Raw genomic sequence first — 15,733 nt, forward strand, 5'->3', positions numbered from 1 at the left:
TACCCATGCACAAGACCGTCGCGATCCTGATCTTCCCCGGCGTCCAGTCACTGGACGTGACCGGCCCCATGGATGTGTTCTGCGAGGCCAATCGCTTCCTGGCGCCTGCGGATCATTACCAGCTCGAAGTCATCGGCCAGGTCCAGGGCCAGATCGCCTGTTCCAACGGTCTGTCCTTGCAGGCTCATATCCATTACAGCAATGCGCTACAAGCCTATGACCTGTTGTTGGTCGCCGGCGGCCCGCAGTTGCCCTTCGAAGATTTCGGCGCGCCGTTCCATCAATGGCTGCGTGACGCGAGCGCCAGGGCCCGGCGCTTCGGTTCGATCTGTAATGGCGCCTTCATGCTGGCCCGGGCCGGATTGCTGGATGGCAAAACCGTCACCACCCACTGGAGCGACGCGGCTGATCTGGCGCGCCTGTGCCCCTCGACCCAGGTCGACGCCGACCGCCTCTACGTGCAAGACGCCAACCTCTACACCTCGGCCGGGGTCACGGCGGGCATCGACCTGTCGCTGTACCTGTTGGCCCAGGACCACGGCCCGGAAGTGGCCTTGAGCGTGGCCAAGCGCCTGGTGGTGTTTACCCAGCGCAGCGGCGGGCAATCGCAGTTCAGCCCGTTTCTCACGCCCCACGCCGAAGCCACCTCGGCGGTGGCGCAAGTGCAGTTGTACGTGCTGGCGAACCTGACGGGTGACCTGGGCATCGCCGACCTGGCCCGCGCGGCCAATATGAGTGCGCGCAACTTTTCGCGGGTGTTTGCCCGCGAAGCGCGGATCACCCCGGCAGAGTTTGTCGAGCGCGCGCGGGTGGATGCGGCGCGGGTGATGCTCGAAAGCAGCACCGCACCGCTGAAGACCGTGGCCTACCAATGCGGGTTTCGCGACGCCCAGCACCTGCGCAGCGTGTTCAATCGCCGGCTGGGGGTGACGCCGCAGCAGTTCCGGCTGAACTTTGCGGCGCTGGTTTGAGTGTGTCGTAGGCTTCCAGTGCGCGCAGCGAGTAGATGTAGGCGGCGCCGGCATTCAGCGAGATCGCGGTGGCAAGCGTCGCGGCGATTTCTTCGCGGGTGGCGCCGGCCTTGATCGCGGCGTCGGCATGTACGCCGATGCAGCCGTCGCAGCGGGTGGTGATGGCCACGGCAATCGCGATCAGTTCGCGGGTCTTGGCATCCAGGACGTTGTTTTCCTCGGCAGCCTCGCCCAGCGCCATGTAGGCTTTGACCATCTTCGGGTTGCTCTTGCCCAGTGCGCCAAAGGCGTTCTTCACGGTGGGCAGCAAGTCGGGCCAGTTATTGAACATTGCGTTGACTCCTGAACGGGTTGGGTGTGAAGCCAGTGTGTGCCGTTCGGATTTGGCGGTATTGTTCGATCCGCTCATCTTTTTGACCGATATTCGCAAATGAACGCTATCGACACGCTGATCACATTGGCCAACCTGCGCGGCCGCCTTGACGTGCGCTGCCAGTTCCAGGGCGACTGGGCCCTGGACCATGCGCCCGAATCGCTGGGGGTGGCGCCGTATCATATTGTCGTGCGGGGGACCTGCCACGCCGAGCTTTCGGGTGGGCAGCAGGTGACGCTGGCAGAAGGCGATATCCTGTTGATGCCCGGTGGTGCGACCCATCTGCTGCGCAGCCAGGGCGCGCAGACCCCGCCGAGGCTGCCCACGGTGATCGACAGCGGGGTACTGAAGGTGCATCGCTTGGGCGGTGATCAGCCGGAGGTTGAGATGCTCTGTGGCGCCTTTCACTACAACCGCCAGTCGTTGCTGTTTGCGGCCTTGCCCGAGTACCTGGTGGTGTCCAGCCGACAATGGCCGGCCGATGGGCAACTGGCGGCACTGATTGCGCTGATGCGCAGTGAGGCTGACGGTGAGCGGCTGGGCGCGCGGTCGTTTATTGATGCCCTGTCGGTGGCGCTGTTCACCTTGCTGGTGCGCACCTGGTTGGCGCAACAGGCGCCGCTGGCTGGCACCTTTGCCTTGCTCACCGACAAACGCCTGGGCCGCGCCTGGCAGGCGATGCTGGCCGAGCCCGGGCATGACTGGACCATCGACAGCCTGGCGGGGGCTGCATCGATGTCCCGGGCCACGTTCATGCGCGCATTTGTCAAAGTGGCCGGCGTGTCGCCGTGGGTGCTGCTGACCCAGTTGCGCATGGAGCTGGCGTTCAATCTGCTGCAGCAGTCACGGCTGAGCCTGACGGATATTGCGGCCCGGGTGGGTTACCAGTCCCAGGCGGCGTTCAGCAAGAAATTCAAGGATGCATATGGCCAAGCGCCCGGTCGAATGCGCAACGCAGATTAAAACGGTGGGAGCGGGCTTGCCCGCGATGGCGGTGTATCAGTCAACTAATGTATCGACTGACACTCAGCCATCGCGAGCAAGCCCGCTCCCACCGTTTTGAGGGTGTTTCTTCAGGGCTGTTGTGGGCGGGCCGGCAACAACTTGAGGGTGCCGCGAGTATTGGCCTGGACCTCTTCTTCATCAAAATGCGCCTGCTCGTACCCGCCCTCGATATAGGTCTCGGCCTGGTCGGCGTAGTGCTTGTCGAACGGCACGCCGCTTTGGCCCACCGGGTTGATGGTCAGCGCGTGAGCGGCGTCGGCAAAGTCCACCAGGCGTCGGGTGGACGGGCCGTACGTCACCGGCCATGGCGCAGGGCCGATGATTGCCGACAGGTTGTTCGGCACTTCGTGGCTGCCCGGTGAGGCGAACGGCCCGACATTGACGATCTGGTCCAGTGGCTTCTTGATGCCCAGCGGATGGCCGTGGGTCAGGGTATGGGCCTTGCCCCACTGCCATTGCGCCGGGTCGTCACCGAAGGTGGTTCTCAGGTGCGCCAGGCTGTTGTCCCAGGCGTGCTTGACGGTCGCGGCACGCTGGCCGTTCCACCACGGCGAATCGGCAGCAGCGGCCAGGCGTGGCAAGGCGGCGTCGATCACACGGGTGGTGATCAGGGTCTTGAACATCTCGTCACCCAGTTTGGGACGAAAGGCCGCGTCAGTCAGGTCGTACAGCAGTTGGTTGAACAGCGTGGCCGGGATCGACTGCACCGGGTAGTCACCATTCCACGCGGCCAGTTGCTCCAGCAGCTTGAGTTCGGCCGGGTCCTTGACCACCTCGCGCAGCACCGGCAGCAGCGGCGCCAGCAGGCGTGGCCCGTAGGCGGTGGTGGTGCCCAGTTGCAAGGCCTGGCTGTTGTCCAGGTCCCATTTGACCTGGTTGTCGCTCAATTGCGCGTTCAACTGTTGGCCACGGTCCGCCAGGTTGTAATAGCCGGGGATCTGCATGCCAGTAGGTGACACCGGCTGGGCATTGGCCGAGACCACGTAGCCACGGGCCGGGTTTTCTTCCTGGGGGTTGGCGCTGAACGGGTAGAAGCCCAGCTTGTCGGCCTGGGCTGTGCTGCCATCGAGGATAAACCCGGCGTTGACCCCGGCCGGGCGGATCGGCAACTGCGCTGCGGCCCACCAGCCAATATCGCCCTTGGCATTGGCCCACACGATATTCAGCCCAGGTGCATGCACCTTGGCCACCGCCTGGCGGGCCTTGGCCAGGGTGTCGGCGCGGTTGAGTTGGTAGAAGCCATCGAGGATCGGGTTTTCGGTATCGAGGAAGGCCCACCACATGGCAATCGGCGTGGTGCCGGCATTGGCGCCGAGCACGTCGTTGATGATCGGGCCGTGGGGCGACTGGCGCAGGGTCAGCGTCACCGGGGCCTGGCCCTTGACCGCGATCTGTTGCTCGCTGCTGGTCATGTCGACCCACTGGTCGTGGTAGCGCACCTGGTTGGGGTTGTCCGGGTTGACCTGCTCGGCGATCAGGTCGAGGTCGTCGTTCTGGAACATCGTCAGGCTCCAGCCAAACGCTTTGTTATGGCCCAGGAACGCCACCGGCACCAGGGCGTTGTGATAACCGTAGAGTTCAAAGCCGGGCGCCGACAGGTGCGCCTCGTACCATACCGACGGCACCGAAAAGCGGATATGCGGGTCGCCCGCCAGCAACGGCTTGCCGCTCTTGGTGCGGTTGCCGCTGATGGCCCAGGCGTTGCTGCCTTCGAACTGCGGCAGGCCATTGTCGGCCAGGGCCTGCTCGCTGAGGCGGGCGATGGCGCTCAGGCCTTGCCAGTCGGCGGCGGCCAGGCCGAGGTCGCCCTTGGGTTTCCAGTCGAGGTCGAACACCTTCAGGTAATCGCTGCCCAGTTGGTCGCGCACGTAAGTCAGCAAGGGCTCTGTACGAAAGGCTGCGGCAAAGCTGTAGGCCAGGTAGCCGGCAATGCTGATGGTGTCCTCGGCGGTGAACGGCCGCTTGGGGATGCCCAGCACGTCAAACTCCATGGGGCTGGCGTGGCTGTCCTGATATTGGTTGATCCCGTCCAGATAGGCTTGCAGGGCCTTCCAGTGCGGGGACTGGCGGTCCATCTGGGCCGCGTAGGTGGTGGCGCGCTCGCGGATACGCAGGCTGCGGAACAGTTTATCGGTGTCCAGCAACTTGACGCCGAGCACCTCGGCCAGCTCACCGCGCGCCAGGCGGCGCATGATTTCCATCTGGAACAGGCGGTCCTGGGCGTGCACGTAACCCAGGGCGCGATACAGGTCGGCCTCGTTTTCCGCGCGGATATGCGGCACGCCCCGGTCGTCATAGCGCACCGTGACCGAGCCTTGCAGGTTGGCCAGCTCCACCGTGCCCTGGCGGGTGGGTTGCTTGCTGTAGACGTACCAGCCAGCCCCGAGGGCGATCAACACCAGCAGGGCTACAAGACCCGACAAAACGCGCTTCATAAACAATCCTTATTATTAGAAGTGGGGCTACCTTGAAAATCTACGAACCTTGCGGCCAGGAACAATAGCAGCCCACTGCCAGGGTGTGGGTTGCGTTCACCGCCCGCCCGCCGTTGAGCGCCTGCAGGATCGGTTCGATAAAGCTGTTGCTCGAATTACAGGTCAGGCCCTCGCTATACGGGCCGAAATACGCCAGCTTGCCGCTGCGATCCCAGATACCCACCGCCGGGCTGGCGGGCACCTGGTCGGCGCCGGGCAGGGCGGTGATGATTTTCATCGCGCCAAGGGTCGCGGGCAATTGGCCGTGGCTGCCGGCTTTTTGCAGGGCATAGAACTCCACGCCCTGGGGCGCGTATTGCTCGATCAGTTCGCTCAGGTGCTGCTGGTTGCCGACATTGCACGGGCAAGCCGGGTCCCAGAAGTGCACCAGGCGGATCGGGCCGGGGCCTGCGAGGTCGTCGGGCAGGCGTAGCAGGTCGCCGGAAAACACCGCCGTATGTTCGCTGAATGCCCGCAGGTAGCGGCCCTGGAACCAGTCATACGCGACCCACAGCACCACGGCGCAGATCAGCAGGATCAGGCTGGCGAGCAGGGCGTTGCGGTAGGGCTTTGGCATTCAGAACAATCCTCGACGGTGGCGTAGCTTGCCATGCTTGCCCTGACAGATGAATATCGCGACTCAATATTCATCTGTTCACTGCTGTGAAGCCCTAGTCTGGAAGTTCTTATGCCCGTTACCTTTGACCCCGATCATCTGCGCGAAAGCCTGCGGCCCCTGGTGGACGCGCAGCCGCTTTCGGCCGAGGCCAGGGTCTACCAGCGCTTCTATGGGCTGGACCTGGCCGCGCGCAAAACCCCGGTGGCCAGCCGTCTGGGGCGCATGGAGGTGGATGGGTTCGAGGTGGTCAGCCAGGTCTGGTGGCCGGCGCAACCTGTGGCCACACTGTTTATGTTCCACGGTTTCTACGATCACATGGGGCTGTATCGCAGCGTGGTGGAGTGGGGGCTGGACCAGGGTTTTGTGGTGATTGCCTGCGATTTGCCGGGCCATGGCCTGTCCAGTGGCGAACGTGCCAGCATCGATGATTTTGCGGTGTACCAGCACGTGGTGAACGGCTTGTTCGACCAGGCCGACGCGCTGCAACTGCCCAAGCCCTGGCACCTGTTCGGGCAAAGCACCGGCGGGGCGATTGTGGTGGACCATCTGCTCAACCATGGCTCCAGCAGCCCGGCGCAAGGCCAGACCTTCCTGTTGTCGCCGCTGGTGCGGCCGCGTGCCTGGGGTTGGTCGCAACTGAGCTATTACCTGCTCAAGCCGTTCGTCAAAGGTATCGCCCGGCGCTTCAGCGATAACAGCAACGACCCGGCGTTCCGTCCGTTCCTCGAGGCCGACCCGTTGCAGCCCCGGCAACTGCCAACCGCCTGGGTGGGCGCGCTGGCGCGCTGGATCAAGCGCATCGAGGCCGCGCCGCGCAGTACGCGGCGACCACTGATCGTGCAGGGCGAGGAAGATATGACGGTGGATTGGCAGCACAACTTGCAGGTGCTGCGCGGCAAGTTTGATCAGCCGCAGATCCTGATGGTGCCCAAGGGCCGGCATCATCTGGCCAATGAACTGCCGCAAATCCGCGAGGAATACTTCAAGTTCCTCACCGACCACCTGAAATAACCCTCCCCCCTGTAGGCGCGAGCTTGCTCGCGAAGAACGTCAACGATAACGCGTGCTGCCTGGTTAGACGCGGCGTCCTTGAGTTCTTCGCGAGCAAGCTCGCTCCTACAGGGGGAGGGGCGTCAGGGGGCCAGGCTGGAGGTGCTTTGGCCGACCGCCAGCCCGGCGCGGATCGCCGCCAGCGCTGCCTGGTAGTAAGCCTTGCCTTGCGGCGACTCGGCAAAGGTGGCGAATTCTTCCAGCTCCGGGTCCGACAAATCCCGATAGACGTACAACAAGGTGTTGTTCAGGTCATTGCCGATCTGCTGCATCAACCGCTCGCGCTGGCCATTGAGCATGCTCTGCGCCTGACCGCCGCCCAACAGGCCGGGGATCATCTGGCTCAGGCTGTCTGCGGCCACGCCGGCAATCGCCAGGCTGACTTCGGCCCCGGCTTCGCGGGCAGGCAGGGCCTGGGCCAGATGGCCGATGATCAGGCTGCGGGTGGCGTCGGCCTGGATCTGCGGCAAGCCCTGGGCGTTCTTGGCCAACTGGTCGCGACGGGTCGCCAGCAACTCGGCGGCGACAATCTTGCGCCCCAGCGGCGACTGGAAAAACGCCAGCGCCGGTTTTGGGTCCGCCAGGTTCTGGCGCAACTGGGCTTCGGCGCGCTGATCCATGGCCTTGGGGGCGAAGCGTTTATTGCTGTTGTCCACCAGCGCCTGGTACACCGCCGGCGGCAAGCTGTTGCGGTAGCGCTGCTGGGCGGCACTCAAGGCGTCATTAAAATGCGCGCGTTGTTCCGGCCAGCCGGCGACCGCGTACAACTGGTCACGGCTGTCTGCCCAGGCGGGCAACACGCAGAACATCAGCAAGGATAAAAACAAACGACGCATAGGGACTCCTGTCAGTCGGCCACTATTGTCCGTGTCGGGCGTAGGATTTGTCGAGAAGTCCTATCAATCGCCTGACTAAAGTGTATTTAGGCGCTCGGCGGCGCTGTCGGTTTGCCAGGCGTATGGATACTATGCGCGCCATGCAAATATCCCCTGATGACCCGCTGCTGCTAAGCATCGTCGACGACCTGGCCGTGAAGGGCTGGTCGCAGCAGAACATCTTCCTGCCAGAGGCTCTGACCCTGGAACTGGCGGCTGAGTGCCATAAACGCGCAATTGAAGGCGAATTGGCCCCGGCCGCTGTCGGACGCGGCCCGGCCCAGGAGATTCGCGAGGGGATCCGTGGCGACCATATCCAATGGCTGGAGCCCGGCCAGGCGGCGATCTGCGACCGCTATCTGGCGTTGATGGACAACCTGCGGCTGGCGATGAACCGCGGGCTGTTCCTCGGCCTGGAAGAGTTCGAATGCCACTTCGCCATGTACCCGCCGGGGGCGTTCTACCTCAAGCACCTCGACCGTTTTCGCGATGATGACCGGCGCATGGTCTCGGCGGTGGTCTACCTGAACCAGGACTGGCTGCCCGAGCACGGCGGCCAGTTGCGCATGTACCTCAAGGACGGCGTTGAATACGACGTGGACCCCACCGGCGGTTGCCTGGTGGTGTTCCTGTCGGGGGAAGTGCCCCACGAAGTCCTGCCCGCCCACCGCGAACGCCTGTCCCTGACAGGCTGGTTTCGCCGGCGGGGCAACGAGCCGTTTTGAGCATGCAAAAGATTCTGGTCAGCCGCTGCCTGCTGGGGCATCGCGTACGTTACGACGGTGGGGCCAGCGGGCCGTTTGACCAACTGGCCGCCTGGCAGGCCGAAGGCCGGGTGGTTGCGGTATGCCCGGAGGTGGCCGGTGGCCTGCCTACCCCACGGCCATCTGCCGAGATTCCGGGCGGGCAGGGGATGGCGGTGTGGGAAGGCCGCGCCCAAGTGCTGACCGCCGATGGCGAAGACTTCAGTGACGCCTTTGTCGAGGGTGCGCGCCAGGCTCTGGCCCTGGTGCAGCGCCATGGCATCCGCATCGCCGTGCTCAAGGCCAACAGCCCGTCTTGCGGCAACCTGCTGACGTATGACGGCACCTTCAGTGGGGTCAAAGTCACGGGCGAAGGCGTGACGGCGGCGTTGCTCAAGCGCCATGGGGTGCAGGTGTTCAGCGAGCTGGAGCTGGCCGAGGCGGCGGTAGCCCTGGACCAGCTCTCAAACCCCGCTTAAATCCCATGTAGGACCAGCCTTTTGTGGGAGCGGGCTTGCTCGCGAATGCGGTTTATCAGTGCCAGATTTGTTGACTGACACACCGCTTTCGCGAGCAAGCCCGCTCCCACACAAGCCTGGCCCCACATTGGTTATTTGGCAGGTTTGCTGGTGTCAGCCTCAAACCACTTTTCCGACAGCGCCGTCAGCCGTCCATCGGCCTTGATCCGCTCCAGTGCCTTGTCCAGGCTCGATTTGAACGCCGGGTTGCCCTTCTGGAAGGGGATGGCCAGGGTCAACGTGGCCTTGGCATCGACCCGGCTGCGCAAATCCACGCCTGCGGTGGGCTTGGCGGCAAATTGACTGCTGGTGAGTGTATTCAGGCCGCTCAACAGGGGTTTTTGCTGCTTGTTGGCAAGCATCTGGGCATTGGCATAGCTATAAGGCGCGCTGAAATCGAAACGATCCCGCAGTTCAGGAGTCACAGCGATGTGGTTGATCGCCACGTCGTACTTGCCGCTTTCCACACCGGGCAGCAAGTCGCTGTCGTCGGTGGTGATAAAGGAGGCGCGTACGTCCATTTCCCGAGCCAGCAACTCACCCAGGTCCACTTCAAAGCCGGTGAGTTTGTCGCCTTCCTTGAAGTTGAAGGGCGGCGTGTCCGCTTCCAGGGCAATGCGCAGTTCGCCACGGTCAAACACCTCGTCGAACAGTTCGGCGTGAGCCAAGGGGCTCAGCAAAGGCAGCACAAGTAACAGGCCAGGCAAAAAACGCATGGTCACTCCTAAAGAATTCGAAGGTGCGAGACGCGGTTAAGGCTCGCTTTGCTATGGTGTTGAGTGCCTTGGACAACGTTTCGTCACTAAGTTGTCTTAACCCTACAGATTTCATAGAAAAACTGGAGAAGTTAATGAAAGCCATTTTGTCTCGTGCAACCCTGGCCAGCTTGCTGCTGGGGGCTTCAATGCTGGCGTCTGCGGCGGATATCCCGCGCACACCGGCACCCAAAGGGGCTGAAGTGTTCATTGTTTCGCCCAAGGATGGCGCCACCGTCGACAAGACCTTCACCGTCGAGTTTGGCATCAAGGGCATGGACCTGGAGCCCATCGACAAACAAGTCCCGGGTGCAGGCCATCACCACCTGCTGGTCGACCAGGCGCAACTGCCTGATCCAAGCCAGCCGATTCCGGCTACCGACACTGTGATCCACTTCGGCAAGGCACAAACCAAGACCGAACTGACCCTGGCCCCAGGCAAACACACGCTGCAACTGGTGGCGGGCGATAACCTGCATCGTCAGTTCGAACCTACTGTAGCCTCAAAAGTGATCACTGTTACCGTGAAGTAAGATTTGTTCAGACGAAAAAAAGGGAGCCCCGCGGGGCTCCCTTTTTCGTGGCGCGCTTGAAACCTTAGAACAACACGCGGCTACGAATAGTACCGCTGATGTGCTGCAGCTTCTCTTGCGCCAGGTCCGAGTACTCGGCGTCTACGTCGATCACCACGTAGCCGACCTTCTCGTTGGTCTGTAGGAACTGACCGGAGATGTTGATGCCGTTTTCCGCGAAGACCTTGTTGATCTCCATCATCACGCCAGGAATGTTCTGGTGGATGTGCAGCAGGCGGTGCTTGCCAGGGTGAGCCGGCAGGGCCACTTCCGGGAAGTTGACCGAGGACACCGACGTACCGTTGTCGCTGTACTTGACCAGCTTCTCTGCCACTTCCAGGCCGATGTTGGCCTGGGCTTCAGCGGTGGAGCCGCCGATGTGCGGGGTCAGGATCACGTTGTCCAGGCCACGCAGCGGGCTTTCGAAGATGTCGTCGTTGGAGCGTGGCTCCACCGGGAACACGTCGATGGCAGCGCCGATCAGGTGCTTGTCCTTGATCGCGTCGGCCAGGGCATCCAGCTCGACCACGGTGCCGCGTGCGGCGTTGATCAGGATCCCGCCCTTCTTGATGGCGCGGATTTCCTTCTCGCCGATCATCCACTGGGTCTCAGCGGTTTCCGGCACGTGCAGGGTGACGATGTCGGACATGCCCAGCAGTTCGGTCAGGCTCGACACCTGGGTGGCGTTGCCCAACGGCAGCTTGGTCAGGGTGTCGTAGAAGAACACCTGCATGCCCAAGCCTTCAGCCAATACCGACAGCTGGGTACCAATGGAGCCGTAACCGACGATACCCAGCTTTTTACCGCGGATTTCGAAGGAATTGGCCGCGCTCTTGATCCAGCCGCCACGGTGGCAGGAAGCGTTTTTCTCAGGGATACCGCGCAACAGCAGGATGGCTTCCGCTAACACAAGCTCCGCTACGGAACGGGTGTTGGAGTACGGGGCGTTGAACACCGCGATACCGCGCTCGCGCGCTGCATTGAGGTCGACCTGGTTGGTGCCGATGCAGAAACAACCGACCGCCACCAACTTCTTGGCGTGGTCGAAGATCTCTTCGGTCAGCTGGGTGCGGGAGCGAATGCCGATAAAGTGCGCGTCGGCGATCTTTTCCTTGAGCTGGGATTCCGGCAGAGAACTGGTGATGTACTCAATGCTGGTGTACCCGGCGGCCTTTAGGACGTCGACGGCCGATGGGTGGACGCCTTCCAGAAGAAGGAACTTGATCTTGCTCTTATCGAGAGAAGTCTTGCTCATCTGCGTAAACCTGTATCCCGGAGAAAAATGGCAGGGAATCGAGCAGCGCAAGCTGACCCGGACGGCAGGAAAGCCGTCACCGCAGAAACGCCCTTGGGCTCTGTCCTGCGGGGGCGGTATGCTAGCATACGCGCCCCGCTAAACACTCATTCCTGCGACGTGAAGCGTTCTCAGGATGACCATGAATTGTTCGAGAGTTCTGTCGATGACCCATCCTGCCCTGATTGATGAGCTAAAGACCCTGGTTGAGCCCGGCAAAGTGCTGACCGATGCAGACTCCCTGGAGGCTTACGGCAAGGATTGGACCAAGCACTTCGCCCCCGCGCCGACCGCTATCGTCTTCCCCAAGACCATTGAGCAAGTGCAGGCCATTGTTCGCTGGGCCAACACGCACAAGGTGGCGCTGGTGCCGTCCGGCGGGCGTACCGGCCTGTCGGCGGCTGCCGTGGCGGCCAATGGCGAAGTGGTGGTGTCGTTCGACTACATGAACCAGATCCTCGATGTGAACCTCACCGATCGCACCGCCGTGTGCCAGCCGGGCGTGGTCACCAAGCAATTGCAGAACGTCGCCGAAGAAAACGGCCTGTACTACCCGGTGGACTTCGCGTCGTCCGGTTCCAGCCAGATTGGCGGCAATATCGGCACCAATGCCGGCGGGATCAAGGTGATTCGCTACGGCATGACCCGTAACTGGGTAGCGGGCATGAAGGTCGTCACCGGCAAAGGCGATGTGCTGGAACTGAACCGCGACCTGATCAAGAACGCCACCGGCTACGACATGCGCCAGCTGTTTATCGGCGCTGAAGGCACCCTGGGTTTTGTGGTCGAAGCCACCATGCGCCTGGACCGGGCCCCGAAAAACCTCACCGCAATGGTGTTGGGCACCACCGACTTCGACTCGATCATGCCGGTGCTGCACGCGTTCCAAAGCAAACTGGACCTGACGGCGTTCGAGTTTTTCTCTGACAAGGCCCTGGCCAAAGTCCTCGGCCGTGGCGATGTGCCGGCGCCGTTCGAGACCGATTGCCCGTTCTACGCCCTGCTGGAATTCGAAGCCACCACCGAAGAAGTCGCCAACCACGCCCTGGAAACCTTCGAGCACTGTGTCGAACAGGGCTGGGTGCTCGATGGCGTGATGAGCCAGAGCGAAACCCAGTTGCACAACCTGTGGAAGCTGCGCGAGTACATCTCCGAGACCATCTCCCACTGGACGCCCTACAAGAACGACATTTCGGTCACCGTGTCGAAAGTGCCGGCATTCCTCAAGGAAATCGACGCGATCGTCGGCGAACACTATCCAGACTTCGAAATTGTCTGGTTCGGCCACATCGGCGATGGCAACCTGCACTTGAACATTCTCAAGCCGCAAAACCTGTCCAAGGACGAGTTCTTCGCCAAGTGCGCCACCGTCAACAAGTGGGTGTTCGAGACCGTCGAGAAGTACAACGGCTCGATCTCCGCCGAACACGGCGTGGGCATGACCAAGCGCGATTACCTGACTTACAGCCGCTCTCCGGTTGAAATCGAATATATGAAGGCAGTGAAAGCCGTGTTCGACCCGAACGGGATCATGAACCCGGGCAAGATCTTCGCTGTTTAACCATCACGAAAGAGGAAGCGGTCCATGAGCTATCAGCACAAGTACGTCGACGGCACCAACATCCACTTTCCACTGGGCAAAGTGGTCTGCATCGGGCGCAACTACGCCGAACACGCCAAGGAACTGGACAACCCGGTACCAACCGAGCCCCTGCTGTTTATCAAGCCGGGCAGTTGCGTGGTGCCGTTGGAAGGCGGCTTTGCCATTCCAGCCGAGCGCGGTTCGGTGCATTACGAAGCGGAAATCGCGGTGTTGATCGGCAAACCGCTGTCGAAAACCCCGAGCCGTGAAGAAGTGCTGGACGCCATCTCCGGCTTCGCCCCGGCCCTGGACCTGACCTTGCGCGACAAGCAGTCCGAGCTCAAGGCCAAGGGCCTGCCGTGGGAAATCGCCAAGTCCTTCGACGGTGCGGCAGTCATTGCGCCGTTCGTGGTGGGCAGCACCTTTCCCGACCTGACCGATATCGGCATTCGCCTGACCATCAATGGCCAGGTGCGCCAGGACGGCAACAGCGCGCAAATGCTCAACCCGATCGTGCCGATGATCCAGCACATGGCGGGCTGCTTCTCGCTGCAGGCCGGGGATGTGATCCTGACCGGCACGCCTGTGGGCGTGGGCCCGCTGGAAGTAGGTGACGAACTGGTGCTGGAACTGCCGGGTGTCAGCCGCTTCGAAAGCTCCGTACGCTAACCCCATCTCTCTGTAGGAGCCGGCTTCTGTGGGAGCTGGCTTGCCTGCGATAGCATCACCGCGGTGTGCCTGATGCACCACGGTGCTTGCATCGCGGGCAAGCCCGGCTCCCACACAAGCTTGTACACAGATTATTTGTGCGTACTGCGCACATCGGGGCTTTGCATTTTTTTCACACTCCATCCGGATAATCCTCGGTCATATGGCACGCGGGCGCTCTGAGCCTGGGCCATCACCTACAGCCGATTATCTGGAATGCCTCCATGGCCGTGCCCCTCCCTTCTGTGAAACCCACTCTTCGTTCGCGCTTGAACATGCGCTGGTATTCCTGGCTATTCCTGGCCGGGGCGATCATGTACGGGATTTCCTGGTTGATGCACTGGGATGACCGGGGCGCGTTGTGGGTGTTGGAGCGGTTTGAAAGCCCGATGGAGCGTCGCGAGAGCATCTGGCTTCCGGATTACCAGGCGGTGATCGACGCCAAGCCGTTGCCTGGCATGGAAAAGGACGAAGCTTCGGATCTGGCCTACGACCCCAGGACCAAGACCCTGTTCGCCGTCATGGGCAGAAACCCGTTCCTGGTGGAGCTGAGCCTGCAGGGTGATGTGTTGCGCAAGATTCCGATGGTGGGCTGGAGCAACCCGGAAGGTGTGACGGTCATGGAAAACGGCGTGCTGGCCATCGTGGATGAGCGCAGGCACAACGTGACCCTGGTCAAGGTCGATGCCGACACGCGGCAACTGGCCTTCGCCGACTACCCGAGCTACGACCTGGGCCCCTCCAAGAACCAGAACAAGGCGTTCGAGGCCATCACCTGGGACAAACGCAATCAACAGCTGGTGCTGGGTATCGAGCGCCCAGCGCAGCTGTTTACCTGGGCCAGCGACGGCAGCCAGGTCCTGGCGGGCGACAAGCAGAAATTGCCCAGCTCCGAGCTGGATATCCGCAACCTTTCGGCCCTGAGTGTCGATCCGCGTACCGGCCACCTGTTGGTACTGTCCGCCGACTCCCATCTGCTGCTGGAACTGGACGAGAAGGGCGAGCAAGTCAGCTTCATGACCGTGCTGGGCGGCTTCAACGGCTTGAAAAACACCATCCCCCGCGCCGAAGGCGTGACCATGGACGAAAACGGCACCCTGTACATGGTCAGCGAGCCCAATTTGTTCTACCGCTTCGAGAAGCAGAAATAGCCGATTGATTACGTCGGATTCTTCTCTATGAGCGGCATTCCCCAGACACTGAGCTGCGTTTAAGTTTAAATTCAGATGGCTGTGATATTCATTTGCCAGTTTTGACTTTGAGCCAGCCCCCATGCGCCGATTTGCCCGCCCCAAACCTGCCCTTCTTATCCTAGTGTTGATCGCCCTGGTTGCTGTGGGCGTGGTCGCCCAGCAGTTTCGTTTATTCGAGCGCGCCTGGTTCAACTGGCAGACCTGGCGCCAGCCGCTGGATGAACGCTCCATTGGCCTGGCGGACTATGAGGTGGTGCTGGAAGCCCAGGTGATTGAAGGCCTGGATGATGATGTCTCGGCGCTGACCTACGACCCGGTGCGCAAGAGCCTGTTTACCGTGACCAACCAAAACGCCGAACTGGTCGAGTTGTCCCTGGACGGCAAGATCCTGCGGCGCATCAACCTGGTGGGGTTTGGCGATGCCGAGGCGGTGGAGTTCATCAGCGAAAACACCTACGTGGTCAGCGATGAGCGCCAGCAGCGGCTGATCAAGATCCATCTGGAGGACGACACGCAGTTTCTCGACGCGGCCGAGGCCGAGCAGATGACCCTGGGTGTGCACCTGAAGGGCAATAAAGGCTTTGAAGGGCTGGCCTATGACTCAGTGGGCAAGCGCCTGTTCGTCGCCAAGGAGCGGGACCCGATGCTGATCTACGAAGTGCACGGCTTTCCCCATTTCAAACCGGAAAAAACCTACTCGGTCCACGTGGTCAACAACCCCCGACGCGATGCCGGGCTGTTTGTACGCGACCTGTCCAGCCTGCAATACGATGAGCGCAGCGGCCATTTGCTGGCGCTGTCCGATGAGTCGTACCTGGTGCTGGAACTGGATATCGACGGTCGCCCCTTGAGCAGCTTGTCGCTGCTCAAGGGGCGCAATGGCCTGAAGAAACGCGTGCCCCAGGCCGAGGGTATTGCCATGGATGACGATGGCACGTTGTACCTGGTGAGTGAGCCGAACCTGTTCTATGTCTTCAAGAAAAAGCCCGAGCAGCGCTAAG

The 15,733-nt window shown here is 61.8% G+C and carries 16 protein-coding genes; 10 read left to right on the forward strand and 6 right to left on the reverse strand.

Going from position 1 to position 15,733, the window contains the following annotated elements; genetic code table 11:
• The first annotated feature begins 5 nt into the window (after positions 1–5).
• Positions 6–971, forward strand: coding sequence for a GlxA family transcriptional regulator (locus HBO19_RS12080; RefSeq protein WP_169954981.1), 966 nt, complete (start codon positions 6–8; stop codon positions 969–971).
• On the opposite strand, the gene HBO19_RS12085 is transcribed toward HBO19_RS12080, so the two are convergent.
• Entirely contained in the window at positions 910–1,302 is a 393-nt protein-coding gene (locus tag HBO19_RS12085) for a carboxymuconolactone decarboxylase family protein (protein WP_169954980.1), read from the reverse strand. The genes HBO19_RS12080 and HBO19_RS12085 overlap by 62 nt on opposite strands.
• A gap of 99 nt (positions 1,303–1,401) precedes the next feature.
• Here HBO19_RS12085 and HBO19_RS12090 point away from each other — a divergent pair, with 99 nt between their 5' ends.
• Entirely contained in the window at positions 1,402–2,307 is a 906-nt protein-coding gene (locus tag HBO19_RS12090; protein WP_170057567.1) for an AraC family transcriptional regulator, read from the forward strand.
• Positions 2,308–2,417: 110 nt separating this feature from the next.
• On the opposite strand, the gene HBO19_RS12095 is transcribed toward HBO19_RS12090, so the two are convergent.
• Both HBO19_RS12095 and HBO19_RS12100 read right to left on the reverse strand, forming a co-directional pair.
• Positions 2,418–4,784 (reverse strand): penicillin acylase family protein, encoded by a 2,367-nt coding sequence (locus HBO19_RS12095; RefSeq protein WP_170057568.1) that lies wholly within the window; start codon positions 4,782–4,784, stop codon positions 2,418–2,420.
• Between the two features lie 40 nt (positions 4,785–4,824).
• Complete coding sequence (locus HBO19_RS12100) at positions 4,825–5,400, reverse strand: DUF6436 domain-containing protein (RefSeq protein WP_170042128.1); 576 nt, start codon at positions 5,398–5,400, stop codon at positions 4,825–4,827.
• A gap of 111 nt (positions 5,401–5,511) precedes the next feature.
• Between HBO19_RS12100 and HBO19_RS12105 the strand changes: the two genes are divergently transcribed.
• Positions 5,512–6,453, forward strand: coding sequence for an alpha/beta hydrolase (locus tag HBO19_RS12105; protein ID WP_170057569.1), 942 nt, complete (start codon positions 5,512–5,514; stop codon positions 6,451–6,453).
• Between the two features lie 122 nt (positions 6,454–6,575).
• On the opposite strand, the gene HBO19_RS12110 is transcribed toward HBO19_RS12105, so the two are convergent.
• The gene (locus HBO19_RS12110) at positions 6,576–7,328 is read right to left on the reverse strand and encodes a DUF2059 domain-containing protein (RefSeq protein ID WP_170057570.1); all 753 of its coding nucleotides are present in this window, start codon (positions 7,326–7,328) and stop codon (positions 6,576–6,578) included.
• A 131-nt stretch (positions 7,329–7,459) separates the two neighbouring features.
• On the opposite strand from HBO19_RS12110, the gene HBO19_RS12115 reads away from it, so the two are divergent.
• Entirely contained in the window at positions 7,460–8,092 is a 633-nt protein-coding gene (locus tag HBO19_RS12115) for a 2OG-Fe(II) oxygenase (protein ID WP_169955048.1), read from the forward strand.
• 2 nt (positions 8,093–8,094) lie between these two features.
• On the forward strand, positions 8,095–8,589 hold the full coding sequence (locus HBO19_RS12120) for a DUF523 domain-containing protein (RefSeq protein WP_169954975.1): 495 nt from the start codon (positions 8,095–8,097) through the stop codon (positions 8,587–8,589).
• A gap of 131 nt (positions 8,590–8,720) precedes the next feature.
• Here the strand turns inward: HBO19_RS12120 and HBO19_RS12125 are convergent, their stop codons facing one another.
• Positions 8,721–9,344, reverse strand: a complete 624-nt coding sequence (locus HBO19_RS12125) for a transporter substrate-binding domain-containing protein (RefSeq protein ID WP_169954974.1) — start codon at positions 9,342–9,344, stop codon at positions 8,721–8,723.
• Positions 9,345–9,478: 134 nt separating this feature from the next.
• Here HBO19_RS12125 and HBO19_RS12130 point away from each other — a divergent pair, with 134 nt between their 5' ends.
• A complete protein-coding gene (locus tag HBO19_RS12130) occupies positions 9,479–9,916 on the forward strand; it encodes a DUF4399 domain-containing protein (RefSeq protein WP_169954973.1) in 438 nt (145 codons plus the stop codon).
• A 64-nt stretch (positions 9,917–9,980) separates the two neighbouring features.
• Here HBO19_RS12130 and serA read toward each other — a convergent pair whose 3' ends face one another.
• Positions 9,981–11,210 carry a phosphoglycerate dehydrogenase gene (serA, locus tag HBO19_RS12135; RefSeq protein WP_029289418.1) on the reverse strand — a complete coding sequence of 410 codons (1,230 nt, stop codon included), beginning with the start codon at positions 11,208–11,210 and terminating at the stop codon, positions 9,981–9,983.
• Positions 11,211–11,415: 205 nt separating this feature from the next.
• Here serA and HBO19_RS12140 point away from each other — a divergent pair, with 205 nt between their 5' ends.
• From HBO19_RS12140 to HBO19_RS12155, 4 genes are all read left to right on the forward strand, one after another.
• Positions 11,416–12,810 carry an FAD-binding oxidoreductase gene (locus tag HBO19_RS12140; protein ID WP_169954972.1) on the forward strand — a complete coding sequence of 465 codons (1,395 nt, stop codon included), beginning with the start codon at positions 11,416–11,418 and terminating at the stop codon, positions 12,808–12,810.
• Between the two features lie 24 nt (positions 12,811–12,834).
• Positions 12,835–13,500 carry a fumarylacetoacetate hydrolase family protein gene (locus tag HBO19_RS12145; RefSeq protein ID WP_169991322.1) on the forward strand — a complete coding sequence of 222 codons (666 nt, stop codon included), beginning with the start codon at positions 12,835–12,837 and terminating at the stop codon, positions 13,498–13,500.
• 263 nt (positions 13,501–13,763) lie between these two features.
• The gene (locus tag HBO19_RS12150) at positions 13,764–14,690 is read left to right on the forward strand and encodes an SdiA-regulated domain-containing protein (protein WP_169954970.1); all 927 of its coding nucleotides are present in this window, start codon (positions 13,764–13,766) and stop codon (positions 14,688–14,690) included.
• A gap of 121 nt (positions 14,691–14,811) precedes the next feature.
• The gene (locus tag HBO19_RS12155; RefSeq protein WP_169954969.1) at positions 14,812–15,732 is read left to right on the forward strand and encodes an SdiA-regulated domain-containing protein; all 921 of its coding nucleotides are present in this window, start codon (positions 14,812–14,814) and stop codon (positions 15,730–15,732) included.
• Position 15,733: the final 1 nt, after the last annotated feature.

Source organism: Pseudomonas sp. WS 5021 (genome assembly GCF_012985535.1).
Classification (GTDB): domain Bacteria; phylum Pseudomonadota; class Gammaproteobacteria; order Pseudomonadales; family Pseudomonadaceae; genus Aquipseudomonas.